This window comes from Candidatus Halobonum tyrrellensis G22 (assembly GCF_000495475.1).
Taxonomy (GTDB): Archaea; Halobacteriota; Halobacteria; order Halobacteriales; family Haloferacaceae; genus Halobonum; species Halobonum tyrrellense.
In genome coordinates this window covers 1-26,039 of record NZ_ASGZ01000057.1, presented here as the reverse complement: position 1 = coordinate 26,039, position 26,039 = coordinate 1, and the positions used below count along the sequence as shown (strand labels likewise).

Here is a 26,039-nt window from a genome sequence, read left to right as displayed (position 1 = left end):
TTCGCCGCTCGGCTAGAAAAACGTTCGCGCCCCGCAGCCCGTTCCGAGCGCGGGACTTTTGCGCCGCCGGACCCACCGGACGGTCATGGACGACGAGGTTGCGGCGAAGGCGGCGGCCGCGCGGGAGGCGCTCGCCGAGCGCGACGGCGTCCTCGTCGCGTTCTCCGGCGGCGTGGACTCGAGCGTGGTCGCCGCGCTCGCACACGACGCGCTCGGCGACGACGCGGTGGCGTGTACCGCACGCAGCGAGACGCTCCCCGCGGAGGAACTCGACGACGCGAAGCGGGTCGCCGCCGACGTCGGGGTGCGCCACGAACTCGTGACGTTCTCGGAACTCGACGACCCCGACTTCGTGGCCAACGGCGACGACCGGTGTTACCACTGCCGGACGATGCGGCTCTCGCGGATGTACGAGGCCGCGCGCGAGCGCGGCCTCTCGACGGTGTGTGACGGCACGAACGCCTCCGACCCCGGCGAGGGGCACCGCCCCGGTCTCCGGGCGGTCGACGAACTCGACGTCTACTCGCCGCTGCTCGACGCCGGCATCACGAAAGCCGAGGTCCGACAGATCGCCGCCGACTACGGGCTGGACGTGGCGGAGAAACCCTCGATGGCGTGTCTCTCCTCGCGGATCCCGACCGGGCTCGAAGTGACCGAAGAGCGGCTGACCCGGATCGAGAAGGCCGAACGGCTCCTCCGGACGTGGGGGTTCTCGCAGTTCCGCGTGCGCGACCACGACGGGCTCGCGCGGATCGAGGTGGGCGCCGAGGAACTCGACGCGGCGCTGAACCCCGACTTCGCCGCCGCCGCCCGCGAGCACCTGAGCGACCTGGGGTTCGACCACGTCACCCTCGACCTGTCGGGCTACCGGACGGGGAGCGTCTCGCCCGCCGACGCGAGCGCCGAGGCCGACGACGACACCGACGGAGCGACGGGTCCGACGGCCGGCGGCGACCCCGACGCGGGCGGGGACGGAGAGACGAACGACCTGTTCTCGCGGGAGTACCCCTCCCCGTCGTCGGACGACTGACCGGTTGGGCAGGGCGCCGACGCCCGAGTCGGGTGCGGGCCGGTCTCAGTTCCCGGTCCACCGCAGGATGAGCAGCGTCGCCTCGAAGAGGACGATCATCGTCGCCGCGACGATGATGGAGGCGAACCCGGTCGGGTCGGCGGCGATGAACGTGAACGCCAGCCCGAGGAACGCGCCCCAAAAGAGGAGGCGGCGCTGTTCCATCCACACCCGCGAGACGACGTTCATCATCACCGCCAACTGCATGAACAGCGGGATCTGGAACACGATGGCGAAGTAGCCCATCATCAGCAAGATCAGGTTGAACGTGTCGTTCAGCCCGAACGCGAGGATCGCGCTCTGGCGGGTGTAGCTGATGAAGTAGTCGAAGACGAACGGCAGGACCGCGACGTGCGCGAACGCCGCGCCGACGACCCCGAGGACGAAACTCGTCGGGATGGCCGCGAGGTAGTAGCGGCGCTCGTTCGGGAACAGGCCGGGGCGCATGAACAGGTACGTCTGGTAGACGAACACCGGCAGTCCGACGAGCAGGCCGGCCAGGCCCGCCACCTTGAGTTTGGCGAGGACGAACTCCAGCGGGCCGTACACGTGCGGCGTGTACTCCTGAAAGCCGATGTGGGTGTCCCAGAAGAAGCGGATGATCTCCGTGGCGCTCGGCACCGTCGGCGACACCGACCCGACGAACAGCACGGCGAGCGAGACGACGGCGCCGATGACGAACACGACGCTGAGCCGGCGCATCATCTCCTCGATGTGCTCGGTCAGCGGCATCTCCTCGTCGGAGTCGGGGCCGCCGCCGCCCAGCGAGTCGAACCCCTCGTTCACCGCGTCCATCCCCTTCTGGGCGGCCGTGGTCGCGGTCTGTTCGATGCCGCCGTCGCCCGTGGCGGTCGGCTGGTCGGCCGGCGCCCCCGCGTCCGCGTTCGTGTTCGCCGGACGAACCACCTCCTCGGGTCCGCGGTCCGCCCGGCCGGGCGCGCGCCCGGTGTCGCCCTCGACGGGCGACGGCGCGTCGACGCCGGTCGGCGCGTCGCCGACGCCCGCGTCCGTCGCCGTATCCGGGTCCTCGGTCGGACCGACCGCGGGCGGGTTCGCGTCGCCGTCGGCGTCCGTGTCGTCGGCGTCCACGGTCGGCTCCGTGTCGGTGGTGTCCGTCTCCCCGTCCGCCCGCGGGTCGCCACTATCGTCGGCGTCCGGACCGACCACCTCCCGCGGGTCGATGACGGCGTCCGGGTCGTCGTGGGCGGTAGTCCACTCCTCCGTTCCCGTCGGGTCCTCGTCGTCTTTGTCGGAGTCCGACGGATCCGGGTCGTCGTCTCCGTCGGCGTCGTCTACGTCCTCCGCGGCGTCCGTATCCTCCGCCGCGTCGGGGTCCGACGGGTCCCGGTCTCGCTCCTCCTCGGGTTCGGGGGTGGACGACGCCTCCCGGTCCGCGTCCGCCTCGTCCGACCCGGACCCGCCGTCGGCGCCGTCGCTGGGCGTCGGCTCCTCGGCGGGGTCCGAGTCGTCGCTCATCTACCCGACCTACACCCGCGGGTAGTTATAGGCCTTTTCCGATGCGGCGACGCCTGACTGTGGGACGGCAACGTACCGCACGGCCCGGCGGGGTGAAAAGGTTGATAACTGCGAGGCGTCCGCTGTACACGTATGTCGAGCGCGCTCGACGAGGACACCCAGCAGACGCTGGCGGAGGGGCGGGAGACCGCCGGCGCGATGCTCCGCGCCGCCCAGAAGGACCTCCAGAAGGTGTTCATCGTCTTCGTCGTCGGGCTCATGGGCTCGTTCTACTTCCTCCGGGAGATCGGCTGGGGGTTCCTCAAGCGCGTCACGAAAGCGCGGCTGGACGCCGTCGCCGCCGGCGAGGTGAACATCATCGCACAGACCCCCTTCGACGTGGTCCTCCTCCAAGCGAAGATCGGACTCGCGGTGGGGATCATCCTCGCGTTACCCCTCTTCATCTACTTCGCCCGCGACGCGCTCCGCGAACGCGGCGCGTGGCCGCAGACGCCGGTCGCGCGGTGGAAACTCGCGCTGATCTTCCTGGCCGCCGTCGGCCTGTTCGCGGTCGGGGTCGCGTACGGCTACCTCGTGTTCTTCCCGTTCATGTTCGCGTTCCTCGCGAACAACGCGCTGTCGGCGGGGATCCAGCCCAACTACTCGATCGTGAAGTGGGCGCAGTTCATCCTGCTTCTCACCTTCTCGTTCGGCTTCGCCGCCCAGATGCCGCTGGCGATCACCGCGCTGTCGTACGCCGAGATCATCCCCTACGAGACGTTCCGCGAGAAGTGGCGCTACGCGGTCGTGCTCATCTTCGTCTTCGGCGCGTTCTTCTCGCCGCCCGACCCGTTCACGCAGATCATGTGGGCGGTGCCGCTCCTCCTTTTGTACGGCGCGTCGCTCTACTTCGCGAAGGTGGTCGTCACCGCCCGCCGGGGGAGCGAGCGGATCGACGCCGGCGCGACGTTCCGCCGCCACTGGAACGTCATCTGTGCGGTCGCGGTGGCCGCGGCCGCCGCCGTCTATCTGTTTTACGCCTACCGGGGACCGGGCGTCGTCAACCGGTTCGCGCGGTACGTCACCGCCTACCGGATGCTCCCGGTGACGGAGACGTCGCGGTACCTCCTCGCGGCGGTCGCGGCGCTGGTGGTGGCCCTGCTCGCGCTGGCGTACTTCGTCTACGCGGAACTCGACGCCGCGGCGGGTGCGACCGGCCGGGCGGGCGACCCGACCGCGATCGACCTCTCGGCGCTCGACGCCGACGGCGTGCGCGCGGCGCCGTCCGAGGCGTTCGAGACGATGAGCGAGGAGGAGTCGCTCGCGGCCGCCGAGTCCGCCATCGAGGCGGGCGAGAAACCGAAGGCGCGGGCGATCCTCGACCGCTGGGACGAGGTCCACGCGGGCGGCGACGCCGACCCGACGGGCGACGCCCCCGCGGACACCGGCCCGCCGAAGGACCTCCTCGACAGCGGCGGCGGTCTCGCCGCGGTCCGACGCGGGGCGGGGTTCGTCGACTGGCGCGGCCGGTTCGGCTCGCTGTGGAACGTCCTGCTCGGGATCGCCGTCGTCGTGTTCGCCGCGGGCTACGCGCTGGTCGAGCGGCCGGGACTCGCCGACCGACTGCTCGCGGAGTTCGGCACCAGCGCGGCCGCCCTCACGGCCGCGCTCCCCGTCGCGGGGACCGCCGCGCTCGGACTGTTCGCGGCCGCGGGGCTGGCGCTCGCGGCGCTACTGGGCGGCGGGCTGGCGCTCTACTTCGCGTACGTCGCCGGCACCGACCCCGACGCCGTGGATATCGAAGCGCTGTCGGCCGACGAGGTGCGTCGCGCGCCCGACGCCGTCTTCGCGGGCGTCTCCGAGCGGCGGGCGAGCTTCCTCGCCGACCGCGCCGCGAGCGCGGGCGACTCCGCGAAGGCGCGAGCGGTCCTCGACCGGTACGACGACGCCGAGGCGGCCCGGGGCGCCCGGTCGGAGGAGGGCGGGTCGGCGGCCGGCGGCGAGGGCGTCCCCGGCGCCGCCGACGACATCGGCGACCGCACCTCCCGCGCCACCGGGACGCTGTTGGAGGGGCTGACCGACGGCGACTCCGACGAGGACGACATCGGCGGCTACTACGAGGACCTGGCGTTCATCGCCGCGGCGCTCCGCTCGCGGGCGTTCGTCCTCGTGGCCGTCTTCGGTATCGTCCTCGTCGCGGTGTTCGCGTCGCTGTACCTCGGCGGCATCGGCGTCGTCCGGCAGGCGTTCGTCGGCCGCCTCCCCGAGCAGGTGGTCGGGCCGGAGGCGGAGAACTTCGCGGTGATCGTGCTCCACCCCGTGGAGGCGCTCATCTTCGAGGTGAAGATATCGACGCTGTTGGCCGGCATCGCCACGCTCCCCGTGGCGGCGTTCTTCGCGTGGCCCGCGCTCCGCGAACGCGGATTCGTTCGCGGGCGGCGCGGCGTCATCTTCGGGTGGGCCGCCGCGCTCCTCGTGGGGCTTGTGGGCGGACTCGCCTTCGGCGCCTACTACGTCGCCCCCGCGGTCATCTCGTGGCTGGTCGGCGACGCGCTCCGCGCCGAGATGGTGATCAGCTACCGCATCAGCGACTTCTTCTGGCTCGTCTTCTTCACGACCGCCGGGATCGGTCTGCTCGTCGACATCCCCGTGTTGATGGTGCTACTCAACACCGCGGGGGTCCCCTACCGGGTGATGCGCTCGCGGTGGCGGGAGGTCACCGTCGGCCTCCTGCTGGTGGCGGCGCTGTTCACCCCCGCGGACGTGATCACGATGTTCCTCGTGACGGTGCCGCTGATGGCGGCGTACGGCGTCGGTCTCGGCGCGCTGTTCGTACTCACGCTGGGCGGTCGCCGCGACCTGGCCGAACCGACGGTCGGCGCCGCACGCGACTGACCGACTCGGCGCCCCGCTCGCGCCTTCGAACCTGCCTCCCGGCGCCGGTACCGGCCACGTTCCGTCGTCTCCCCGACCGATTCGTCCGGTCGGCCGGGAACGATCCCGGTATGTAACCTAGAACGTGTGTTTAAGCTGTCGTACACGATCGTTCACTCGGGAGAGGCGCGCGCCGGTCGGTCGGTCGGCTCGGCACCGGCGCTTCGACCCCACGAACCCATGTCACCAGACCAATCGGGAGCCACCGACGGTGCGGCGGATCGGACGGACCGCGCGGAGCGAACACCGCGGACGGCGGACGCGGAGGCGGTGACGGACGCGGAAGCGGCGACGGACGCGGCGCGAACCGAGTTCGACGGGTCGGCCCTGGTCGAGGCGGTCGAGCGACTCAGCGTCGGCCGGCGGTCGATACTGAAGGCGGTCGGCGTCGGCGCGGCCGCCTCGCTGGCGAGCGGAACCGCGACGGCCGAGTCGGAACCCGCCGCCAGGGGTGTCGCCGCGAGCCACACCGACGGTCACGAGCGGCGTATCGACCCCTACTACGGCTACAGTTCCCCCAACGGCGACGAGGAGTTGCCCGCGGAGTTACAGCCCGACCACGAGGTGTCGTGTCTGATCAGTTTCCCCGGCGAGGGGGAGATGCGACCGCCGTACTTCTACTTCGACCCGGTCGGCCTCCACGTCCAGCCCGGAGACATCGTCCGGTTCAACCTCGTCACGCCCGACCACGCCGTCACCTTCTACCACCCCGGGTTCGGCCGCCAACAGCGGGTTCCCGACGGCGTTCCCCCCGTCTCGTCGCCGATCATCAGCGGCGGCGGCTTCTGGCTGTACGAGTTCACCGAACCCGGGCTGTACGACGCGAACTGCCCGCCCCACGAGATATTCGGGATGGTGGTCCGCATCCTGGTTGGCGACCCCGACCCCGTCCCCGACTGGGAGGGGTCGTTCGAGGGGCCGGGCCGGCCGCCGGAGACCGGTCCCAGCCTCGGCGAACTCCTCGGTATCGACGAGTGGCCGATGCTGTCGCCCGCGCAGGTGCTCGACGCGGACGCGCTCGACCCCGCGAACGTCGCCGCCGAGGGGAGCGTGGCGTGGAGCGACGTGACCGCGGAACTCCTCTCCGGCGGCGGAGACGGCGGAAGCGAGCCGACGAGCTACCAGGTGGACTTCGTCGCGGGCGAGCCAATCGAGGAACTCGGCGAGGAGGGGCTGTACGCCGAACAGGACCGCCTGCTCCGCTACGCCTGGGGCAACACCGACGAGGGGGTCACCGACCGCGGGTCGGCGTGGGCCAGCGAGGACGTACGGGACTGTCTGGAGAGCTACGGCCACGTCGTCCTCGACGACGGGCGGGCGCACGTGACGTTCACCGTCGCCGACGGCTGTGAACTCACGCTGTCGCTCGCGGTCCACTCGCTGCCCGGCGGCGAGTTCAGCGAGGCGACCGCGGACGAACAGGAACTGCTGGACTACACGACCCGGACGTACGGGCCCGGCGAGCACACCGTCTCGGTCGACCTGCCCGAGTAGCGCGGCCGCCCGCGCTCTCCTTTCTCTCCGCCCGTCCACCTCCCTCACCGGTACGCCGCGTCCGTGGCCGTCGACACCCCCGCGTGCGGCGGCGGACGGCCGTTCGCCGCGTTCGATAAGATTCAACTAGTCGCGGGGGAATCTCCGGGTATGCCCAAGATAAGCGTCGAGATCCCCGCGGAACTGCTCGCGGACCTCGACGACCACGTCGGCGACGACGGCAAGTTCGTCAACCGCAGCGACGCGGTCCGCGCGTCGGTCCGGAAGACGCTGGATATGCTCGACGAGATAGACGCCCGCCACGGCCGTCTCGACGGCGACGACGAGGGCGGGGCGTGAGCACCGCACGCGCCCCCCGACCGCTCGGGGTGCCGCTGGCGGCGGTAGTGCTGACCGCGCTGTTCGTCACCGCGCTGGTGACCGCGCAGGTCATCTCCGCGAAACTCCTCTCGGTGGGGCTGCCGCTCCTCGGGGCGGTCACCGCCCCCGGCGGGACGCTCGCGTACGCGGTGACGTTCTTCGCCTCCGACTGCCTGTCGGAACTGTACGGCAAGCGCTACGCCCAGCAGGTGGTCAACGTCGCGTTCGCGATGAACTTCGTTCTCCTCGGCTTGGTGTTCGCGACCATCGCGATCCCCGCGGCGCAGGGGTCGGTCGACCCCGACGCGTTCGCCACCGTGCTCGGTCTCTCGGGCAACGTCGTGTTGGGGTCGCTCTGTGCGTACGTGCTGAGCCAGAACTGGGACGTGATCGCCTTCCACCGGATCCGCGAGGCGACCGACGGCGCGTCGCTGTGGCTCCGTAACGTCGGGTCGACGGCCACCAGCCAACTGATCGACACGGTCGTGTTCACGCTGGTCGCGTTCGTCGTCGCGCCCGCCGTCTTCGGTGTCGGGACGGCGCTCCCGACGAGCGTGGTCTGGTCGCTGATCGTCGGGCAGTACGCCCTCAAACTCCTGATCGCGGTGATCGACACGCCGCTGGTGTACGCCGCCGTCGGCTTCGTCCGGCGGGACGACGGGTCCGACGTCGCCGCCGCGAGCGACTGAGCGTCAGTCGCGGTCGACCCGTTCGGCGAAGCCGAACCGCGGTTTCAGGTCCGTCACGCGCGCCTCGACGGTCTCGCCCGCCTCGGTGCCGGCGACGAACAGGGTGTAGCCGTCGACCTTCGCGATGCCGTCGCCCTCGTCGCCCGTCTCCGTCACCTCGACCGTCAGCGTCTCGCCCTCACGAACGGGCGCGTCGGTCCGGCCCTTGGCGATGAGGTAGCGCTCGGACGACTGTTTCCGGCTGGCGTCGGGGGTGTACGCGCGGACGTACTGGAACTCGCGTCCGACGTCCTCGCGGAACGCCTCCAGGTCCGGCCCGTCGAACACCTTGACGACGAAGTCGCCGCCCGGCTTCAGGAGGTCGAGCGCCGTCTCGAACGCCTGCCGGGCGAGGTGGACCGACCGCGCGTGGTCGAGCGAGTACTCGCCGGTCATGTTCGGCGCCATGTCAGAGACGACGACGTCGGCGGGCCGGTCGCTCTCGCTCGCGCCGAGTTCGGCGCGGAGGCGCGCGCGGGTTCGCTCCTCCGTCATGTCGCCGCGGACGGTCGACGCCTGGTGGTCCTCCAGGTCGTCGATCCGCTGGAGGTCGACGCCGACGACTCGGCCCGAGGCGCCCGCGGCTTCGGCGGCGACCTGGAGCCACCCGCCGGGGGCCGCCCCCAGGTCGACGACGGTGTCGCCCGCCGAGAGCACGTCCGCCTCGGCGTCGATCTGTTTCAGCTTGTACGCCGACCGCGCGCGGTAGCCCTGCTGTTTCGCCTTGTTGTAGTACTCGTCACGTCCGGACATGGTCTCCCCCCGACGTCCCGAACGGGCGCGCGAGCGCCGCGCACGGAGACGAAATCGGTCGCATACCCCGTCGAACGCCGCCCACCGGGATAGACGTGACGCACCCCGTCGACGACCGGGTGTCGCTCCCGCCGTTCGAGACGCTCGAGTCGCTCGCGGCGACGGCGATGGCCGAGAGTCTCCCCGCGCCGTCGGCGACGAGAGCGCCGTGGGACGGACCGCCGGCCGGGCGTGACGGGCGGGAGAAACCGGACAGCGGCCGACCGACGCGCCCGCGAACGCCGAGAACCGGGTATCTTTTTACCGGGACAGCCGTAGCCGCGTCCATGTTCAAGGCCATCGTGAGCGCGTCCACCCTCCGGGACGCGCTCGACTCGGTGAGCGTGCTGGTCGACGAGTGCAAGCTCCGGCTCGAGGAGGACGAACTCGCCATCCGGGCGGTCGACCCGGCGAACGTCGGGATGGTCGACCTGGCGCTCGAAGCGGCCGCGTTCGAGTCGTACGAGGCCGACGGTGGCGTCATCGGGGTCAACCTGAACCGACTCGAAGACATCGTCGGGATGGCCAACTCGGGCGACCTGGTCCAACTGGAACTCGACGAGGAGACCCGCAAGCTCCACATCCAGATCGAGGAGCTGAGTTACACGCTCGCGCTGATCGACCCCGACTCGATCCGCGAGGAGCCGGACATCCCGGATCTGGACCTGCCCGCCGAGATCGTCCTGGAGGGCGCACAGATTGGCCGCGGGATCACCGCCGCGGACATGGTGAGCGACCACATCCGCCTCCGCGTCGACACCGACGCGGAGGCGTTCTTCATCGAGGCGGAGGGCGACACCGACGACGTCGACCTCAAACTGGAGCGCGACGACCTGATCGACCTCCAGTCGGGGCCCGCCGACTCGCTGTTCAGCCTCGACTACCTCAAGGACATGAACAAGGCCATCCCGAGCGACGCGGAGGTGCGGGTCGAACTCGGCGAGGAGTTCCCCGTCAAACTCCACTACGAGTTCGGCGAGGGGATGGGCCAGGTCACGTACATGCTCGCACCGCGGATCCAGAGCGACTGACGCCGCGGGCGCCGCCGACCGGGTGACCGGCCCGCACACCGACGCCACGCTTTTGCCGTCGCCGGCCGCCCGGCCGGCGTGGCCGACAGCCGCGACCCGTCCGCCGCCGTCGAGTTCGACACGGCGGTCTGGTTCGACCTCGACGGCACGCTCGTGACGGTCGGCGACTACGCCGCGGTCGTCGACCGCGCCTGCGTCGAGGCGGGCGTCGACCCCGACGCGCCGGGGAGCGCGTACGACGACCGCTTCGTCGCGGCGTTCGAGGCGCTCGCGGACGACCCCTACCGGCGGGCGGCGACCGGCGCGCTCGCCGAACTCGACGCCGACCCCGACGCGTTCGTCGCGGCGCTCCGCGAGGCGGAGTTCGCGGCCGCCGAGACGTCGCCCGCGCTCCGCGAGCGACTCGCCCGGCTGGCGGCCGACGACCGCTACGCGGTGGGCGTGCTCACCGACGGTCTCCCCGGGTGGCAGGCCGGGAAACTGGAGCGGGTCGGGCTGGCCGGCTACGTCGACGCGACGCTCGCCAGCTACGAGGTGGGCGCGCACAAGCCCGACCCCGCGGCGTTCGTACGCGCCGAGGAACGCCTCCCCGCCGACGACCGGGTGATGGTGGGCGACGACCCCGAGGCGGACGTGGCGGCCGCGCGCGCCCGCGGCTGGCGCGCGTTCGAAGTCGACGGTCCCGACGCGGCGGCGGCAGTGCTCGACGCGCTCGACTCACTCTGAGGGCGGCCCGCGGTCGGCGGAGCCGGCGCCGCGCCGCCGCTCGGCGGCGAGCCACGCGAGCACCGGGAGGAGGACCACCGCGCCCGCGACGAACGGCGACCAGTAGGCGAGGACGTACGCGACGCCCGCGAGCGGCGGGCCGACCGTCCGGCCGAGGCTACCCGCCCCCTGGGTGACGCCGAAGGCGGCGCCCTGCGTCTCGTCGCTCGCGCGCGTCGACACCAGCGTCGACAGCGAGACGGAGAGCGCGCCGTTGCCGAACGACAGCAGGAACCCGGCGAACAGCAGCGCGACCAGCCCGCCGGTGAGCCACGCCGGCCCGCCGACGGCGGGGAGGAGCCGCCCCACGTCGGGCGAGAAGGGGAGGAGTGCGAGCGCGGCCGCCAGCGAGACCCCGCCCGCGAGCGCCAGGCTGACCGCGCCGAGTCGGCGTTCGAGTCGCCCCACGAGCACTCCCTGATTCACCGTGCCGAGGACGCCGATGTAGGTGAGAAACAGCGCGGCGCCGGTCGCGTCGTAGCCGTAGAAGTCGGCCGCGAACGGGATGAACATCACCTGAATCCCCGCGAACGCCAGCGAGACGAGGAAGAACGCGGTCACGAGCGGCCGGAGGTCGGCGTCCGCGAGCGCGCTCCGGAACTGGCCGACCAGCGAGACGCGCTCGGCCGCGGGTCGCGTCCGCTCCGGCTCCCGGAGGACGACCGTCGCGGCGACGGCCGCCGACACCGACAGCCCCGCGGCGAGGAAGCTGGGCAGCGAGAAGCGCGTCGCCGGGACGAACGACGGGAGGAACTCGCGCGCCGCGGCGACGACGGGGTCGCTGGCGGCGACGCCGCCGAGCGCCGGCCCGAAGACGAACCCCAGCGAGAACGCCGCGCCCACGAGGCCGAGCGCGCCCGCCCGCCGCTCGCGCGGTGTGACGTCGGCGACGTACGCCTGCGCGGCGGCGATGTTGCCGCCCGCGGCGCCCGCGAGCGTCCGCGAGGCGAACAGCGTCGCCAGCGCGGCCGTCGTGCCCGCGACCGCCTCCACCTCCGCCGCCAGCCCGAACACCGTCCACGCGACCGCCGCGACGACGACCGACAGCGTGATGACGGGCCGGCGGCCCCGACGGTCGGAGAGCCGTCCGAGCGTCGGCGCGGCGAGGAACTGCGCGAGCGAGTACGACGCGGCCAGCAGACCGATGAACACGTCGCTGACGCCGAACGACCGGACGTAGAAGGGGAGCACCGGGATGACGACGCCGAATCCGAGCAGGTCGAGGAAGACGACGCCGATCACGACCGCGACCGCGCGGCGCGACCCGGTCGGGACCTCGGCCTCGGATGCGGTCGCGGCGCGGGGAGTCGACACGGGTGGACGTGGACGCTCGCGGCCGTATCGCTTCCGGTCGGGGAGGTCGGGTGGAGCGGCGCACGGGCGACCCGGTACCTCCGCGGTGACGGGGCGACCGCGGAGTGAGCGGCCGCGAGCCGCGCCCGTCGGGCTACCGGTGGCGGTCGATGACGCGCTTTGCGGCCTGCGCCTTCTCCTTCCAGCCGTAGCCCGCCTCGTACACGTGGCGTTTGCTGTCGACGAGCGCCTCCGGACTCGCCTCCTCGAAGCCGCCGCGGTCCCACGCGCCCGACTGCCGGAGCCACTCGACGGCGTGTTCGCGCGTCTCCTCCCACGAGAGCCCGACCATCTCGTACCACGCCACGACCGCGAACAGCGCGTTGTCGTGACAGCCGGGGTACGACCCCTCGCGGTAGATGGTCGCCATCGGCTCGCGCGTGGGCTCGGACACCGACTCGCGGTACGCCTCGGCGGTGAGGAGTTCGAGCCCCGCGTCGGTCTCGCGGACCCGCCCCTCCCGCGTCAGGAGGTCGAGCGCGGCGCGGTGGAGCCCCGACCACTCGTCGTGGACCGCGTGTCTGAGCGCCTCCTCGGTGACGGTCTCGTCGGTCAACACGACCAGGAGGTCCGTGTACGCCTTCTCGACGCTGTTCCACTCGGTCCCCTCGAACTCGCAGTCGGCGTCGTGGAGGCTGTTGGTGGTGCGGCAGCCGGGACAGGGGTACGCGAACCGGGGCACTGCTGGGTTCGATCCAGGGCGTACCGGACCTTATCTCCCGTGGTCTCCGCGCCGCGCCGCACGGCTCCGCGCCGTTCTACTCCGCGCCGCTCGGGCGGCCGCCGTCGCGGACGAACCCCCACGCCGCGGGTCGACGCGGGTCGCCGCCGGCGCGGCCGACCGCCGGGGGGACCGTCGCGCTTAACCGAACCGCTCACACAGGGACAGACAGCTATGGACCCGCTGTCGGCGCGGTACCCGTTCCTGTCGAGCGCCCGCGACGCCGTCCGCGGGGCGGACGTCGACCTGACGGAGCTCGTCGCGGCGGGCGACCCCGCGGTCGACCGCGGGCGCGAGCGGGTCGAGCGGGCGCTCGTCGAGGGGACGACCGAACCCGAGACGCCCGACGCGTGGGACGACCGCGAGGAACTGCTGTCGTACCCCATCGCCCGGATCCTCGTCTCGCTGCTCGACTCGCCCGCCGCCGTCGAGAAGTACGCCGGCGCCGAGGCGCGGACCGCCCACGCGCGGTTCACCGCCGACGCCGAACGCGAGCGACGCGAGGGCCGCGCGCGCACCGCGGGCGAGGCGAGCGCGTCGGACGCCGTCGGCTCCGCCGACTCGGCGAACGCGACGCGGGCGAGTCCCGACCTCGACACGTTCCTCCGGGAGTTCGACCTCGCGGGGACGACCCGCGCGGAGGAGGGGTACGGCGGTCCCGTCCCCCGGTGGTTCCGGCTGGGCGTCGGGTCGTACCTCCGGTACGTCGACGCCGACTGGGGCGACGGCTGGCGGCTGGTCAACCGCGAACTGTTCGACGGCGAGGTGCGGGTCGAGCGCGAGGAACTGTACCGCCTGCTCCGGGAGGCGGTCCGCGAACGGGTCGCGGAGGGACTGCCGTTCGAGGGCGTCGACGACGCCGTCGCGGCCGACCTCGAAGCCGAGATATCCGACCTGCGCGACCTGCTCGCGGACCGGACCGCGCGCGTCGACGTGAGCGTGGTCGCGCCCGAGCAGTTCCCGCCGTGTCTCGCCCGCCTGCTCGACCGGGCGCGGGCGGGCGAGGAACTCGACGCCGTCGGCCGGTTCGCGCTGCTGTCGTTCCTCGCGGAGTTGGGTCTCACCGCGGCGGAGACGACCGAGTTGACCGGCCTCCCCGCCGACGAGGTGGCGGGGCGGTTCGGCTTCCTCCGCGACGAGTCGGGCGCGCAGTACCCCGCGCCCTCCTGTGAGACGCTCGGCGCGTACGGGCTCTGCGAGAACGAGGGGAACCACCGCGCGGTCGCCCCCCACCCGCTGTCGTACTACGCGAAGCGGGTCGCCGAGACCGATACGGTCACCGACTGGCGCGACCGCGCGGAGCGGACGGACGACGGCCGCGCCGACGCCTGAGACGGCGGAAGCGACCGAGACGACGGAAACGACCGAGACGCGAGAGACGACCCGGAGAGCGACCGCCGAGAACGGGGCGAGAGCGGAGCACGACGCGGGCGAGCGGACCCCGAGCGGGCGGCGTCGACCGGATCGACGCCCCCGCCGCGTCAGCGCCGGTCGATGAACAGCCCCGCGGCCGCCATCATGACGACGAACAGCGCGACGATGCCGACGATGAGGTACGCACCGGGCAGCGAGAGGAGATGGTCGGTCGTGTAGGTGATCCCGACCGCGACGAGGAGGGCGATGTACACGACGACGGCGCCGAGGGAGACGAGTATCTTCCGGCGCATCTCCGCGTCGATATCCATGCCGACGGCTTCCGCAGGCCGTGGCAAAAGCGCTTCGAAGCACCCACGCGCCGCGCCCGTTCCGTCCGGTGCCGGTCACTGCCCGGGAGCGGCCCGCGAGACGGCCGCCGCGGGTCGTTCGCTGGCCGCCGTCGTGGCCCCGCAGAGCGGCCGTATTCGGGGGCCGAGGCCCGGCCGAATCCGACCCCGACCGCCTCTGCGTTCGACCGCTATACCCGCCCGAGCCGCCCGATATCCGCCGTTCTACCTTCGACCCGAAACGAGGGTTTAGGTAGCTCGGGCGCGTAGTATCGGTCGATACGGGATGACGCACTCAGCATACACATCCGCGTCCGCCGCCCGTAGGAGCCTGCCCGCCGACGGCCTCACCGGCCGCGCGGAACGGGCCCGCCGGGAGCCGATGACGGTGCGGGCGCTCCGCGACGACACGTACCTCGTGGACACCGACGGCGCCACCTACGTCGTCGACCTCGACGACCGGTCGTGCACCTGCCCGGACCACGCGCTCAGGGGAGCGCGGTGTAAACACCTCCGCCGGGTCGCCATCGAGGTGAACGAGCGACTCGTCCCCCCGCCGGGCAAGCGGGCGGGCGCCTGCGCGGTCTGTGGCGCCCGCGTGTTCGTCCCCGTGGGCGATGACGGCAGTCACCTCTGTCGGATCCACCGCCCCGACCGCGGCGAGTTCGTTCGCGACCGCGAGACGAGCAAACTCCTGCTCGTCACGCGCGTCACCGACGAACGCGCCGACGAACGGCGGACCGAGAGCGGACGGCCGATCGACGAGTTCGAGTCGAACGCCGACTACGGCGGGCACGAACCCGTCGTCGAGGCGGTGTACGTCGCCGGCCGGCGGCCGGTCGACGGCCGCCTCGACGTGGCGGGCGAGCGGCGATACGGCTTCCCCGCCTCGCGGCTCCGTCGGCTTCCCGACGGCGAGGCGCCCGACTACGCGGTCGTCGGGGTCTGAGTCGGGCGTCCAGGGGGGACGTACGCGCCGAGGCGCCGACGCGGAGACTCACAGCATCTCGGCCGCCTCGTCCGCCGAGAGCACGCCCTGTTCGACCGCGTTGAGCACCTCCGCCGCCGAGCGGTCGCTCTCGGACTCCTCGCTCGCGACCTTCAGGTCGTCGATGGTCTCCCCCGAATCGAGCGCGAACTCCCGCTTCACCCGGTAGTTACCGCCGTCGGTCACGTGGAGTTCGTCGGGGTGGAAGAAGTACCAGTCCTCGCGGTCGAAGCGGACCCCGATCTTGGGGTTGGCGCCGAAGTTGCGCGCGAAGTAGACGAGCGCCTCCACCTCCTCCCCCCGGAGGTAGATGGGGTCGCCCGACGACGACTTGGCCTCCACCGCGTAGAACGTCCGGCCGTCGCCCGCGAGCACGTCCGGCAGTTCGCGGTCGGTCGACGACCCGCTGGCGGGCGCGCGCATCACCGCGAACCCCGCGGCGTCGAGCCTGTTGACGAGTTCGCGCTCCCGACGGTCGCCCTTCGGATTGCCCGGCATCGTGCGTCTACTCGCGGTGGGGCGGCGACGGCGATAAAGGGGACGGAAGCGGGGCGAAAGTGAACCGCGTCGGCCGCCCGGGCTACTCCCCGCCGACGAGTTCGTCCACGAGCGCCTCGGGGTCGAACCGCCGGAGGTCGTCGTACCCCTGTCCCGTACCGAGGAACAGGACGGGCTTGCCCGTGACGTACGCGATGGAGATGGCGGCGCCGCCCGAGGAGTCGGCGTCGGCCTTCGTCAACACCGCGCCGTCGATGGCGGCCGCCTCGTCGAACTTCTTCGCGCGCTGGACCGCGTCCTGGCCCGCGACCGCCTCGTCGACGAACAGCGTGAGGTCGGGGTCGACGACGCGGTCGATCTTCTCCAACTGCGCCATCAGGTCGTTCGAGGTGTGGAGCCGACCCGCTGTGTCGCCGAGCACCACGTCGACGTCGTGCGCCTCGGCGTACTCGACGGCGTCGTACAGCACCGCGGCCGGGTCGCCGCCCTGCTCGTGGGAGATAAGTTTCCCGTCGAGGCGGTCGGCGTGCTCGCGGATCTGCTCGTTCGCGCCCGCCCGGTAGGTGTCGCCGTTCGCCATCACCGACGAGTAGCCGCGTGCGTCGAGCCACCGGGTGAACTTGGCGATGCTCGTCGTCTTGCCGACGCCGTTGACGCCGGTGAACACGACGGTGACGGGTTTCTCCGCCTGCGCCAGTCGCTCCTCGAAGTCGAACTGCCCGACGCTGATCACGTCGAGCAGCGCGTCGTGGAGCGCGTTCGTGACGAGTTCCTCGGTGGTGTCAACCTGCGCGCGCGCCTCGCCGAGCATCTTCTCGCGGATGGTCGCGAGCATCTCCTCGGCGACGCTCAGCTCCACGTCGGATTCGAGCAGGGCCATCTCGAGGTTCCACAGCGGCTCCTCCAAGTCCTCCTCCTCGATGATGATCCGGCCCGTCGCGAACGCCTTCGCCCGCTGGAACCGGCTCGCGGCCGACTCCTCCTCCTCCGGCTCCGACTCGGACTCGTCGGCGTCCGAGCGGTCGGTGACCGCCGAGGCGGCCGCCGGGGTGTTCGCGGTCGACTCCTCGTCCCCCTCGGCGGGGGCGCTCCGCTCGTCGGGCTGACGGCCGGACTCGTCGGCCGCGTCGGACGGCGCGTCCGAGCGGTCGGTCTCGACGGCGCCCGCGCCCACGTCGGGACCGGCGGAGCCCGGACCCGAATCGGGCGTCGACTCCGCCGACGCCGGGGAGGACTCGTCGGTCGCCGGCGACGCCGCGTCCGTCTCGGCGTCCGCGCTCGCGTCGGCGTCGGTGTCCTCCTCGTCGGCCCGCTCGGCCTTCTCCTCTAGGTCCTCGGCGGTGTCCTTGCGGAACGAGGAGAGCTTGTCCTTCAGCCCGTCGAACATCGCGTTACTCGCCCTCGTCGCCCTCGCCGCTCATCTGCTGCATCTGTTGCATCTGCTGTTGCTGCATCTGCTGTTGCATCTGCTGGGCCTGCTGTTCGAGTTCGTCGCTCTCGGCTTCCAGCTCCGACTTCTCCTCGCGGAGCTCCTCGATCCGGTCGTCGAGCGCGTCGCGCTTGCGTTCGAGCGTGTCGACGGCGTCGTCCTCCTCCTGTTCTGCGGCGTAGCCGCCGCCGAGGGAGACGACCACCTCGTCGATGTCCTCCAGTTCCGCGCGGACGTACGCGCCGCCGCCGAGCGGCACCTGCACCGTCGACCCGGTGTCGAGCGTGCCGAGCGCCTCGATGGCGTCGTCGATGTCGCGCTGCTCCTGGCGGACGTCCTCGATGTCGCCGTCGACCGCCTCGATCTCCTCGTCGAGCGCCTGCAGTTCCTGCGAGAGCTGCTGGAGCTGCTGTTGACCCGGACCGCCGCCACCCATGCTCATTCGGCGGTCACCTCGTTGAGCGTCACCTGGGTGCGCTTGAGGCCGTGCTCCGCGCCGAACCGCGAGAGCACGTGCTCGCGTGCCACGTTCTCGTTGGTCGCATCGACGACCCGGGAGAACTCCCGGGGTCCGTCGCGCGTCTGGAACTCGCCGCTCACGGTGAACTGGCTCATTGGCCCGAATTCGACCCGGGAGCCGGAAGTACCTTCCGACTCGGCTATCCGCGCCGCGGGCGCCGGTCGGGGAGTCGGACCCGTCGAAAACCGCGGGTACCGGGCGCGGGCGGCGGGGAGACTCAGTCGATGAAGCCGAGCGTGTCCTCGATGCGGCCGATCTCCGGGCCGGTGGTGTCCTCGCCGACGACGTAGCCGCCGTCGTTCGCGAGGAGTCCCGACCCGACGAGCGGCGCGCCGTAGTTGACCGTGCCGAGGTCGGCGTACACGTCGAGGTGGTCCTCGACCGCCTCCAGTTCGGGTTCGCGCGACTGGGGGTGACACAGCACGCCGCCGTTGTTCGCCACCGCGGCCGTACCGACGGTGTTGACGTCGGCGAGCGACCCCCGCTCGACGGGCACGTCGAGCGTCTCCGCGACCACGGAGACGGCCTCGTCGGTCGCCTCGGGGTGGACGTACGCGCCGTAGTCGTTCGCGAGGACGACGTTGCCCGCGGCGTTCAGCCGCCCGGGCAGGCGCGCGACGGCGTCGCCGGTCGCGTCTTCTATCGTGTCGATCTCGCGGTCGGTCGCCTGCCGGGAGACGAGCGTGCCGTTCTCGTTACCCGCCGCGAGCGCGCCCACGGTGCCGGAGCCGCCGACGGTGGTGCGCGTCGGCTCCAGTCCGAACTCGGCGGCGAGCGACTCGACCAGGTCGTCGTCGGCGTCCGGCCGGACCAACAGACAGTCGCCCGAGACGTGCGCGTAGACGCCGACGTACGACGAACCAGTGAAGGAAGCGCGGAGCACGCGAGACCGCTTACGCGGGTTCGGCCTCGACGACGACGTCGCCGTCCTCGTCGAAGCGCGCCGCGCGGAGGCGGACCTTGCTCGGCGGGTTCTGTCGGCCGCGTTCCCAGACGGTCTCGTTGACCGCGGGGTCGAGCCGTACCTCGTCCTCCTCGACGGAGAAGTGCTTGGCGAGGTGCCGGCGGACCAGCGCCATCGCGCGGTCGCCGCGTTCCTGTTTGGGCGCCTGCTTGGCGTCGCGGAGGGGGACGGTGACGACCCGCTCCTCGAAGTCGTTGGCGCTCATCTACTCGTCGGTGTTCGAGCGCCGCCAGTGGCGTCGCTTCGGGTTGCGCGTGACTTCCATGTCGGTCTTCATCATCACCCACGCCGGGACGCGGCTGTTCTGCCGCTCCAGTTTGGCGAGCCGCTTCTTCTTCGACTTCGTCTTCTTGGTCATGGTATCGGTCGAGTTAGCCGTCGGGGCATAAATTCTTGTCCATCCGCCCGTGTCCGGCCGCGCCGGGCCGTCGACCCTCCCGCTCGTCGACGCGAGCGCCGGCCCGGGGGACGCCGACCCCGTCTCGGGCGCGAGCGGGGCGGGCGGTTCGACCCGACGGTGACTGGCCGCTCCGACGCGGACGACCGGCCGGTCGGAACGGCGACTCAGTCGCCGAACGGCCCCATCCCGCCCATGCCGCCGCCACCGCCGCCCTGCTGTTCGAGCTTCTTCATCATCCGCTGCATGTCGCCGTCGCCCATGCCCGAGAACTGTTCGAGCGTGCGCTTCATCATCCCGTGCTGTTCGAGCAGTTCCTCCAACCGGTCGGGGTCGACGCCCGACCCGCGGCAGATCCGCGCCTTCCGCTCGGCGCCGATGACGCTCGGCCGTTCCAGCTCCTCGTCGGTCATCGAGTCCATCAGCACCTCGAACTTGCGCATCCGGTCTTGGGTCACGTCCATCGCGTCGTCCGGAAGCTGGTCCATCATCCCGCCGCCCAGCCCGGGGATCATGTCGAGCACCTGGTCGAGCGGACCCATCCGGTCCATCGCGCGCATCTGGTTGCGCATGTCCTCGAGGGTGAACTCCCCCTCCATCATCTCCTCGGGGTCCCAGTCCTCCTCCGCCTCCTGGGTCTCCTCCATCGCGCGCTCGACCCGCTCGGAGAGCTGTTTGAGGTCGCCCATCCCCAGGAGTCGGGAGATGAACCCGTTGGGTTCGAACCGCTCGATGTCCTGGACCGTCTCGCCCGTTCCGAGGAACGCGATGGAGGAGTCGGTCTCGTTGACGGCGGTGAGCGCCCCCCCGCCTTTCGCGGTCCCGTCGAGCTTGGTGATCATCACGCCGTCGATGCCGATCGACGACTCGAACTGCTTGGCCTGGTCTTTCGCCCCCTGGCCGATCGCGGCGTCGAGCACGAGCAGCGAGCGGTCGGGGTCGACCACGCCGTCGATCTCCTCGATCTCGGCGATCAGGTCGTCTTCGAGCGCGTGTCGGCCCGCGGTGTCGACGATGTGGACCTCCGCGTCCGCGGTGGCCTCCAGCCCGTCGCGGGCGATCCGGACGGGGTCGTCGGCGTCGGGGTCGCCGTAGAAGTCGACCTCCGCGCGCTCGCACATCTGCTTGGCCTGGTCGTACGCGCCCGGCCGGAACGTGTCCGTCTGGATCACCGCGGGGCGGAGCCCCTTCTTCGAGAACCACCACGCCATCTTCGCCGCCGAGGTGGTCTTGCCCGACCCCTGCAGTCCCGCGAGCAGGATCGTCTGGTTCTCAAGCGGGATCTCGGTGGACTCGCCGATCAGGTCCACCATCTCCTCGTAGACGATCTTGAGCACGTGGTCGCGCGCCGTCGTGCCGCCCGGCGGCTCCTCCTCTAAGGCCCTGGTCTCGATGCTGTTCGACAGCTCCATCACGAGCGAGGTGTCGACGTCGGCCGACAGCAGCGAGCGCTGGATCTCGCGGACTACCTCTTCGACGTCTTCCTCGGAGAGGCGGGACTTCCCGCGGAGTTTGTCCATCGTCCCCCGGAGGGAACTCCCGAGGTCGTCGAGTACCATTTGCCCGGGCTACGCGGTCCGCCCGGTAAAGCCTTTGTTCGTCCGGCCGCTCCGCCGGGGGCGCGACCCGACCGGTCGGATCTGGACCGAGCCGGCCGAGCCGAGCCGGACCGACACGGACCACCGCGGAGGGCGACGACCCCCGCCGGACCGACGAGTTCCACCGGAACCGAAGGGGTTCGGGCGGCCGGACGGCGCCGACGGCGGACGCGACGGCGCGCGGCGACCGCCGGGACCAATACGCCCCGGGCCCGATCGCACCCATGGGCATCTTCGACTCCGTGAAGGCGGCACTCGGCATCCGCGCCGAGACCGACGCCGCCCGCGAGGCGGACCCCGAGGACCTCTTCGGGATGAGCACGGCGTACGTCACGATGGAGGCGGACCTCGGCTTCCGCTCGGTGGGCGAGGCGGCGCTCTGTTTCTCCTCGGTCGACTCCACCGACTTCGCCGACACCGTCGACGCCGTCGAGACGATCCTCGACGCGGGCGCGGAGGAGACCGGCACCGAGTTCCGCCGGTACGCCGACGACCACGGCTACCACTGGGTCGTCCTCGCCGACGACGACCCCGAGGACCTGGTCACCTCGGTCCACTTCGCCGCCGACGAGTTCGTCGAACGCGGGTACGGCTCGCGGCTGCTCGCGGCCGTCTTCGGCTTCGAACGGGGTCGCACCGGCGGCGATGCGGCCGGAACCGCCGACCACGCCTACTGGGTGTACTCGTTCCGGCGCGGCGCCTACTACCCGTTCGCGCCGGACGGGGGCGAACACGACCAGAAACTGGAGTTCAAACTCGAATCGGTGCTCGACGGCGAACTCGATCTCGAACCCGACAAGGAGTACTGGTACCCGCTGTGGCCCGACAGCCGCGGCGGACATCCGTGGGGGTGAACCGAATCCCTATCCTCTCCTCGCTCCCGCATGGATGGGACGCTCGTACGGCCCCCCGCCGGGAGGGAACGCACGGGGTCGGCGAACCGTCCCCCGACGCCTACGTGCGCGCCGCGGTCGTGTGGCGCGACGTCGTCGCCTCCCGCCCGTCGACGTGATTCCGTAGCCACGCCTCGACGGTCGAGACCGATGCGAGCGCGGAGACGTGGTTCGCCTCGCCCGCGAGGTGTTCGCGCCGGAGGTCCCGTATCGTCTCCGGGTCGAAGAAGGGGCGTTCACCCGCGCCGCACAGGAGGTCGTCGACGTAGGTGCGGAGGTCCGGGTCGGTCCGGTACCAGACCGCGCCGAGACTCCGGTTCCGGTCGGTCGCCCGGTCGACGAGGCGCCGGAGCCCGGTCGTGACGACGAACCCGCCGACGTGGGCGGGGTACGGGTACCGCGGCGGGAGACGGGTCCGCTCGTAGGGGATCGCCGCGAGTTCGGGGTTCAGCGTCCGGCTCAGCAGGAGCTTCGGCTCGCTCGCGCCGTTAGGCACGCTCCCGTCGGTGAGCGGGACCGTTCCCATCCGATAGGCGGTCGGGAGCCCGGCGACGTGGTCGAGGAACGCGCCGTTCGCGAACGGCGTCCGGGTTCCGACCGCGCGCCGGGCCATCGGGTTGCTCGCGAGGACGAAGCGCGCGTAGTGGTTCCGGAAGTGGGCGTCGAGCATCCTGCGCCGCATCGTCGGCTCGTCGCTCTCGCGCGCCGACCGCTCGAACGGCGCACGCGGGTCGACGTCCGCGTCGAGGAGGTCGTCGAACGTCTCCCGCGGGAGGGCGCGCTGGCGGTGGTAGAGCCCCTCGGCCGCAGTCTCGAACTCGGTGAACTGGTAGCGGGTGAGGTGCTCGCCGAGGAGTTCGCCCTGGCCGGCGGCTTCGACGACGACCCCCGGGGCGTCGGCGTCGAGGTTGTGGACCGCCGAGAGGTTGAGCAGCGTGTTCCACCGTACCATCCCGTCGGTCGCGTCGATCGCCGACTCCATGACGTCGGCGAACCGCCGACCGTCGAGGGGGACCTGTTGGTTCGCGACGCCGAGTGCGTCGGCGACGCGGCCGGCGAGTTCGGGGTTCCCGCCCGCGGCCGGGTTGGAGTCGTACGTGTACGTCCGGAGCGCGTCGACGCCGCCGTCGCTCCCGACGGTCCGTTCGAGTTCGGTCGCCATCGCGCGGCTGTCGAGGCCCCCGGAGAGCCACAGTCCGACCTCGCCGTCGACCGTCCCCGCCATGTCGGCGACCGCGTCCCGGTAGCGGGTCGCGAGGTCGGAGACGTAGCCGTCACCCGGCTCCGCCTCCTCGAACGAGGGCGTCCAGTAGCGTGTCCGCTCCACCTCGCCGGCCTCGTGCTCGAGGATGGTCGACGGGGGGAGCGCACGGACCTCCTCCACGAGCGTCTTCTCCCCCCAGACGTGGCCCAGCATCACCATGTCGCCCACCGCCGCCACGTCCACCGTCGGGTCGTCGACCCGCACCAGCGGGGCCTTGACCTCGGAGCCGAACACCACTCCCCCGTCGCCGACCGTGTAGTAACACGGCCGGGCACCGATCTTGTCGGTCGCGAGCACGACCCGGCCGACCGCCCCGTCGTAACACGCGATCAGGAACGGTCCATCGAGAGCGGGGACCACCTCCCGGGGGCGCTCCAACGCCGCCTCCAGCAGTTCGTTCGCGTCGAGCCCCCACCCGTTCTGGTTCGACACCACCCCGTGGACGGCCCCCGCCCGCTCCCCGTCTCGCCAGCTCACGTGACCGGCCGGGTCCCGGTCGCCGTGGTGGACGAACCCTATCGCACAGCCGCCGCTCTCGAAGCGTTCCGTCTCGTACCACTCCTCGTGTTCGATCGACCCCGTCATCGCGTCGAGAGCCCCACTGGGAACCGTGCCACCGGCGATTCCAGTCATATACGGCATCGGATGGAAAGCAACCGGTTAAATTAGTTGTATTTTTGAATAATATTCTAGATTGAACTTTTCCGTCGACCGACGCGACAGTCGTGACGCCCTCTCACAGGAGCGCGACCGCCAGTGTACGTTCGACGCGGTCCCGCCCGATCGTCGACGCCGGGCGAGCGTCCCCGTCGGTCGTCCGCTCGACCCGTTCGACCGACACCGAACACCCCGGGTTCCTCCGCTCGTTCCCGCTTGAACCCTCGCCAACGCCGGACGAACGCGTCGTCGCCCGCTGCGTGTTATACTTCCACCACGCTGTTAACGAGGGTTTATGTGCGGAGGAGCACAAGCGTGGAGTACATGGCAGAAGACGACCTCGAGAGTCTCCCGGGCGTGGGACCGGCGACGGCGGACAAACTGGTCGAGGCGGGGTTCGACAGCTACCAGGCGATCGCGGTGGCCAGCCCCGGCGACATGGGGAACACGGCGGACATCGGCGACTCGACGGCGGCCGACATCATCAACGCGGCGCGCGACGCCGCGGACGTCGGCGGGTTCGAGACGGGCGCGGCCGTCCTCGAACGCCGCGAGCAGATCGGCAAGCTGTCGTGGCAGATCGACGAGGTCGACGACCTGCTCGGCGGCGGGCTCGAGACCCAGTCGATCACCGAGGTGTACGGCGAGTTCGGCTCGGGTAAGTCGCAGGTGACCCACCAGATGGCCGTCAACGTCCAACTCGGGCGCGAGCAGGGCGGCCTGGAGGGCGGCTGCATCTTCATCGACTCCGAGGACACGTTCCGCCCCGAGCGGATCGACGACATGGTCCGCGGACTCGACGACGAGATCCTCGCCGCGGAGTTCGACCGGCGCGAACTGGACGTCGAGGGCGGCGTCGGCGACGAGGAGGCGATGGAGGCACTGATCGAGGCGTTCCTCGACCAGATCCACGTCGCGAAGGCGTTCAACGCCAACCACCAGATGCTGCTCGCGGAGAAGGCGAACGATCTGGTGGGCGAACACGCCGACAGCGAGTACCCGATCCGGCTGATGTGCGTCGACTCGCTCACCGCGCACTTCCGCGCGGAGTACGTCGGCCGGGGCGAACTCGCCGAACGGCAGCAGAAGCTCAACAAACACCTCCACGACATCGACAAGGTCGGCAGCCTCCACAACGTCGCGGTGCTGGTGACCAACCAGGTCGCCTCCAACCCCGACTCGTACTTCGGCGACCCGACCCAGCCCATCGGCGGCAACATCCTCGGCCACAAGTCGACGTTCCGGATCTACCTCCGGAAGTCGAAGGGCGACAAGCGGATCGTCCGACTCGTGGACGCGCCGAACCTCGCGGACGGCGAGGCCGTGATGCGCGTCCAGGACGGCGGCCTGAAGCCCGAATAGCGCGCGCTCTCCTCCCCGCGAGGGAGCGTGCGACCGAGCGGACCGACGAGCGAGCGGCGCGCTGGCGGAGCCAGCGCGAAGCGAGCGAGGAGCGTTTTTGATCCACCGTTTGTCGAGTGAGCGAGCGACGCGAGCGAACGCAGCACAAAAGGTGGCGCCGAACCTCGCGGACGGCGAGGCCGTGATGCGCGTCCAGGACGGCGGCCTGAAGCCCGAGTAGTCTCGGGAAGCGAGGCGGTCGGCGCGGTCGGCGGTTTCTCTCCCCTCCCCTTCTCTTCTCGCTTCGCTACGCCGCGTCGGGCCGCCCGACGGCGAGCGTGAGCACGACCCCGCCCGCAAGCAGCGCGAACACGGCGAGCGGCGACCCCTCGCCGACCGCGAGCGTGGCGAGGTACGCCCCGCCGCCGGCGACGAGGACGACCACGAGCGCGAGCAGCGACCCGGTCGCCTCGGCGTCGCGCGTGTCGGTCGTCGGCCGCGACCCGGCGCGGAGCGTCGCCGCGCGGTCGGCGGCGTCGTACGCGAGCGCGCCCGCGCCGGTCGCGACCAGAAGCGGGAGCGCCGACGCGCCGAGCAGACCCGCGAGAACGACTCCGAGACCGAGCGCCAGCCCGCCCAGCGAGACGGGACGGCGCGCCGGTCGGGCCGCGCCGACCGCGAGCGACCCCGTCGCGACCACCGAGAGGAGCGCGGGCGGGACGAACCCCGCCGCGGCGAGCGTGCCCGCGGCGAGTCCGCCGGCCGCGAGCGCGACGAGGAGTCCGAGTCGACCCGGTCGACCCTCCGAACTCACGGCGCCCACCCCCGGAGCGCGGCGACGGGGTCGGCGTCGAATTCGAGGTCCGCGACGGCGAGTCCACGGCCGCGGAGCGCCGCCAGCCGACGGTCGCGCTCCGCGCTCGCGAACCGTTCGTGCGGGTCGCCGTCGGCCGCCGCGCCCGCCGTCGGGTCGGGCGAGACGACCGCGACCCGGTGACCGTGGGCGGTCAGCCGTCGGACCGCCGCCGCGGCCGCGTCGTCGGTCAGGGGCGAACAGACCACGACCCGGGCGTCCCCGGGGAGCC

The 26,039-nt window shown here is 71.6% G+C and carries 26 protein-coding genes and 1 pseudogene; 11 read left to right on the top strand and 16 right to left on the bottom strand.

The genetic code is table 11. The features are described from left to right. The first annotated feature begins 85 nt into the window (after positions 1-85). Positions 86-1,030: an ATP-dependent sacrificial sulfur transferase LarE gene (larE, locus tag K933_RS13450; RefSeq protein ID WP_023395291.1), complete on the top strand. Its 945-nt coding sequence runs from the start codon at positions 86-88 to the stop codon at positions 1,028-1,030. Between the two features lie 45 nt (positions 1,031-1,075). Here the strand turns inward: larE and K933_RS13445 are convergent, their stop codons facing one another. Then, a complete protein-coding gene (locus K933_RS13445) occupies positions 1,076-2,545 on the bottom strand; it encodes a twin-arginine translocase subunit TatC (RefSeq protein WP_023395290.1) in 1,470 nt (489 codons plus the stop codon). Positions 2,546-2,677: 132 nt separating this feature from the next. On the opposite strand from K933_RS13445, the gene K933_RS19315 reads away from it, so the two are divergent. The 4 genes from K933_RS19315 to K933_RS13425 all read left to right on the top strand — a co-directional run bounded on the left by K933_RS19315 (position 2,678) and on the right by K933_RS13425 (position 8,001). Continuing rightward, entirely contained in the window at positions 2,678-5,419 is a 2,742-nt protein-coding gene (locus K933_RS19315) for a twin-arginine translocase subunit TatC (protein WP_023395289.1), read from the top strand. Between the two features lie 219 nt (positions 5,420-5,638). Continuing rightward, positions 5,639-6,952 carry a cupredoxin domain-containing protein gene (locus K933_RS18810; RefSeq protein ID WP_200862327.1) on the top strand — a complete coding sequence of 438 codons (1,314 nt, stop codon included), beginning with the start codon at positions 5,639-5,641 and terminating at the stop codon, positions 6,950-6,952. Between the two features lie 150 nt (positions 6,953-7,102). After that, the gene (locus K933_RS13430; RefSeq protein ID WP_023395287.1) at positions 7,103-7,291 is read left to right on the top strand and encodes a ribbon-helix-helix domain-containing protein; all 189 of its coding nucleotides are present in this window, start codon (positions 7,103-7,105) and stop codon (positions 7,289-7,291) included. Continuing rightward, positions 7,288-8,001, top strand: coding sequence for a queuosine precursor transporter (locus tag K933_RS13425; protein ID WP_049947873.1), 714 nt, complete (start codon positions 7,288-7,290; stop codon positions 7,999-8,001). Before K933_RS13430 ends, K933_RS13425 begins: the two co-directional genes overlap by 4 nt. A 3-nt stretch (positions 8,002-8,004) precedes the next feature. Here K933_RS13425 and K933_RS13420 read toward each other — a convergent pair whose 3' ends face one another. Then, on the bottom strand, positions 8,005-8,793 hold the full coding sequence (locus K933_RS13420) for a 23S rRNA (uridine(2552)-2'-O)-methyltransferase (protein ID WP_023395285.1): 789 nt from the start codon (positions 8,791-8,793) through the stop codon (positions 8,005-8,007). 326 nt (positions 8,794-9,119) lie between these two features. On the opposite strand from K933_RS13420, the gene K933_RS13415 reads away from it, so the two are divergent. Together K933_RS13415 and K933_RS13410 are read left to right on the top strand one after the other, a co-directional pair. Next, a complete protein-coding gene (locus K933_RS13415) occupies positions 9,120-9,863 on the top strand; it encodes a DNA polymerase sliding clamp (RefSeq protein ID WP_023395284.1) in 744 nt (247 codons plus the stop codon). A 78-nt stretch (positions 9,864-9,941) separates the two neighbouring features. Then, positions 9,942-10,589: an HAD family hydrolase gene (locus tag K933_RS13410; RefSeq protein WP_023395283.1), complete on the top strand. Its 648-nt coding sequence runs from the start codon at positions 9,942-9,944 to the stop codon at positions 10,587-10,589. On the opposite strand, the gene K933_RS13405 is transcribed toward K933_RS13410, so the two are convergent. Next, positions 10,581-11,942, bottom strand: coding sequence for an MFS transporter (locus K933_RS13405; protein WP_023395282.1), 1,362 nt, complete (start codon positions 11,940-11,942; stop codon positions 10,581-10,583). The two genes, K933_RS13410 and K933_RS13405, sit on opposite strands and share 9 nt — an antisense overlap. A gap of 133 nt (positions 11,943-12,075) precedes the next feature. Beyond that, a complete protein-coding gene (locus tag K933_RS13400) occupies positions 12,076-12,663 on the bottom strand; it encodes a DUF7474 family protein (protein WP_023395281.1) in 588 nt (195 codons plus the stop codon). A gap of 213 nt (positions 12,664-12,876) precedes the next feature. Here K933_RS13400 and K933_RS13395 point away from each other — a divergent pair, with 213 nt between their 5' ends. Continuing rightward, complete coding sequence (locus tag K933_RS13395) at positions 12,877-14,034, top strand: DNA primase large subunit (protein WP_023395280.1); 1,158 nt, start codon at positions 12,877-12,879, stop codon at positions 14,032-14,034. Between the two features lie 149 nt (positions 14,035-14,183). Here the strand turns inward: K933_RS13395 and K933_RS13390 are convergent, their stop codons facing one another. After that, positions 14,184-14,387, bottom strand: a complete 204-nt coding sequence (locus tag K933_RS13390; RefSeq protein ID WP_023395279.1) for a DUF7472 family protein — start codon at positions 14,385-14,387, stop codon at positions 14,184-14,186. Between the two features lie 304 nt (positions 14,388-14,691). Between K933_RS13390 and K933_RS13385 the strand changes: the two genes are divergently transcribed. Beyond that, positions 14,692-15,354: an SWIM zinc finger family protein gene (locus tag K933_RS13385; protein WP_049947872.1), complete on the top strand. Its 663-nt coding sequence runs from the start codon at positions 14,692-14,694 to the stop codon at positions 15,352-15,354. Positions 15,355-15,402: 48 nt separating this feature from the next. Here the strand turns inward: K933_RS13385 and hjc are convergent, their stop codons facing one another. The 8 genes from hjc to K933_RS13345 form a co-directional block, all read right to left on the bottom strand. Then, positions 15,403-15,891, bottom strand: coding sequence for a Holliday junction resolvase Hjc (hjc, locus tag K933_RS13380; protein ID WP_023395277.1), 489 nt, complete (start codon positions 15,889-15,891; stop codon positions 15,403-15,405). Positions 15,892-15,973: 82 nt separating this feature from the next. Beyond that, positions 15,974-17,278 carry a signal recognition particle-docking protein FtsY gene (gene ftsY / locus K933_RS13375; protein ID WP_023395276.1) on the bottom strand — a complete coding sequence of 435 codons (1,305 nt, stop codon included), beginning with the start codon at positions 17,276-17,278 and terminating at the stop codon, positions 15,974-15,976. Between the two features lie 4 nt (positions 17,279-17,282). Continuing rightward, positions 17,283-17,756, bottom strand: a complete 474-nt coding sequence (pfdA, locus tag K933_RS13370; RefSeq protein WP_049947871.1) for a prefoldin subunit alpha — start codon at positions 17,754-17,756, stop codon at positions 17,283-17,285. 2 nt (positions 17,757-17,758) lie between these two features. Then, positions 17,759-17,935 carry a 50S ribosomal protein L18Ae gene (rpl18a, locus tag K933_RS13365; protein WP_023395274.1) on the bottom strand — a complete coding sequence of 59 codons (177 nt, stop codon included), beginning with the start codon at positions 17,933-17,935 and terminating at the stop codon, positions 17,759-17,761. Positions 17,936-18,057: 122 nt separating this feature from the next. After that, positions 18,058-18,723, bottom strand: coding sequence for a translation initiation factor IF-6 (locus K933_RS13360; RefSeq protein WP_023395273.1), 666 nt, complete (start codon positions 18,721-18,723; stop codon positions 18,058-18,060). Between the two features lie 10 nt (positions 18,724-18,733). Further along, on the bottom strand, positions 18,734-19,009 hold the full coding sequence (locus K933_RS13355) for a 50S ribosomal protein L31e (RefSeq protein WP_023395272.1): 276 nt from the start codon (positions 19,007-19,009) through the stop codon (positions 18,734-18,736). Next, positions 19,010-19,162, bottom strand: a complete 153-nt coding sequence (locus K933_RS13350) for a 50S ribosomal protein L39e (RefSeq protein ID WP_023395271.1) — start codon at positions 19,160-19,162, stop codon at positions 19,010-19,012. A gap of 206 nt (positions 19,163-19,368) precedes the next feature. Further along, the gene (locus tag K933_RS13345; protein WP_023395270.1) at positions 19,369-20,760 is read right to left on the bottom strand and encodes a signal recognition particle protein Srp54; all 1,392 of its coding nucleotides are present in this window, start codon (positions 20,758-20,760) and stop codon (positions 19,369-19,371) included. 263 nt (positions 20,761-21,023) lie between these two features. On the opposite strand from K933_RS13345, the gene pspAB reads away from it, so the two are divergent. Then, positions 21,024-21,653 carry a PspA-associated protein PspAB gene (gene pspAB, locus K933_RS13340; RefSeq protein ID WP_023395269.1) on the top strand — a complete coding sequence of 210 codons (630 nt, stop codon included), beginning with the start codon at positions 21,024-21,026 and terminating at the stop codon, positions 21,651-21,653. A gap of 100 nt (positions 21,654-21,753) precedes the next feature. Here pspAB and K933_RS13335 read toward each other — a convergent pair whose 3' ends face one another. Then, positions 21,754-23,589, bottom strand: a complete 1,836-nt coding sequence (locus tag K933_RS13335; RefSeq protein ID WP_049947870.1) for an asparagine synthase-related protein — start codon at positions 23,587-23,589, stop codon at positions 21,754-21,756. Positions 23,590-23,937: 348 nt separating this feature from the next. Here K933_RS13335 and radA point away from each other — a divergent pair, with 348 nt between their 5' ends. Further along, a complete protein-coding gene (gene radA, locus K933_RS13330; RefSeq protein ID WP_023395267.1) occupies positions 23,938-24,975 on the top strand; it encodes a DNA repair and recombination protein RadA in 1,038 nt (345 codons plus the stop codon). 286 nt (positions 24,976-25,261) lie between these two features. Here radA and K933_RS13325 read toward each other — a convergent pair whose 3' ends face one another. Together K933_RS13325 and K933_RS13320 are read right to left on the bottom strand one after the other, a co-directional pair. Continuing rightward, positions 25,262-25,768, bottom strand: coding sequence for a DUF7519 family protein (locus tag K933_RS13325; RefSeq protein WP_152529835.1), 507 nt, complete (start codon positions 25,766-25,768; stop codon positions 25,262-25,264). Then, positions 25,765-26,039 (bottom strand): annotated as a pseudogene (locus K933_RS13320) (DUF58 domain-containing protein); the annotation flags it as partial. The pseudogene K933_RS13320 and the gene K933_RS13325, both read right to left, overlap by 4 nt.

Bases quoted from the DNA above. Each gene is read 5' to 3' on its own strand.
- larE (WP_023395291.1), top strand. From the start codon at position 86: ATGGACGACGAGGTTGCGGCGAAGGCGGCGGCCGCGCGGGAGGCGCTC.
- K933_RS13445 (WP_023395290.1), bottom strand. From the start codon at position 2,545: ATGAGCGACGACTCGGACCCCGCCGAGGAGCCGACGCCCAGCGACGGC.
- K933_RS19315 (WP_023395289.1), top strand. From the start codon at position 2,678: ATGTCGAGCGCGCTCGACGAGGACACCCAGCAGACGCTGGCGGAGGGG.
- K933_RS18810 (WP_200862327.1), top strand. From the start codon at position 5,639: ATGTCACCAGACCAATCGGGAGCCACCGACGGTGCGGCGGATCGGACG.
- K933_RS13430 (WP_023395287.1), top strand. From the start codon at position 7,103: ATGCCCAAGATAAGCGTCGAGATCCCCGCGGAACTGCTCGCGGACCTC.
- K933_RS13420 (WP_023395285.1), bottom strand. From the start codon at position 8,793: ATGTCCGGACGTGACGAGTACTACAACAAGGCGAAACAGCAGGGCTAC.
- K933_RS13415 (WP_023395284.1), top strand. From the start codon at position 9,120: ATGTTCAAGGCCATCGTGAGCGCGTCCACCCTCCGGGACGCGCTCGAC.
- K933_RS13395 (WP_023395280.1), top strand. From the start codon at position 12,877: ATGGACCCGCTGTCGGCGCGGTACCCGTTCCTGTCGAGCGCCCGCGAC.
- K933_RS13390 (WP_023395279.1), bottom strand. From the start codon at position 14,387: ATGGATATCGACGCGGAGATGCGCCGGAAGATACTCGTCTCCCTCGGC.
- K933_RS13385 (WP_049947872.1), top strand. From the start codon at position 14,692: ATGACGCACTCAGCATACACATCCGCGTCCGCCGCCCGTAGGAGCCTG.
- hjc (WP_023395277.1), bottom strand. From the start codon at position 15,891: ATGCCGGGCAATCCGAAGGGCGACCGTCGGGAGCGCGAACTCGTCAAC.
- ftsY (WP_023395276.1), bottom strand. From the start codon at position 17,278: ATGTTCGACGGGCTGAAGGACAAGCTCTCCTCGTTCCGCAAGGACACC.
- pfdA (WP_049947871.1), bottom strand. From the start codon at position 17,756: ATGGGTGGCGGCGGTCCGGGTCAACAGCAGCTCCAGCAGCTCTCGCAG.
- rpl18a (WP_023395274.1), bottom strand. From the start codon at position 17,935: ATGAGCCAGTTCACCGTGAGCGGCGAGTTCCAGACGCGCGACGGACCC.
- K933_RS13355 (WP_023395272.1), bottom strand. From the start codon at position 19,009: ATGAGCGCCAACGACTTCGAGGAGCGGGTCGTCACCGTCCCCCTCCGC.
- K933_RS13350 (WP_023395271.1), bottom strand. From the start codon at position 19,162: ATGACCAAGAAGACGAAGTCGAAGAAGAAGCGGCTCGCCAAACTGGAG.
- K933_RS13345 (WP_023395270.1), bottom strand. From the start codon at position 20,760: ATGGTACTCGACGACCTCGGGAGTTCCCTCCGGGGGACGATGGACAAA.
- pspAB (WP_023395269.1), top strand. From the start codon at position 21,024: ATGGGCATCTTCGACTCCGTGAAGGCGGCACTCGGCATCCGCGCCGAG.
- K933_RS13335 (WP_049947870.1), bottom strand. From the start codon at position 23,589: ATGACTGGAATCGCCGGTGGCACGGTTCCCAGTGGGGCTCTCGACGCG.
- radA (WP_023395267.1), top strand. From the start codon at position 23,938: ATGGCAGAAGACGACCTCGAGAGTCTCCCGGGCGTGGGACCGGCGACG.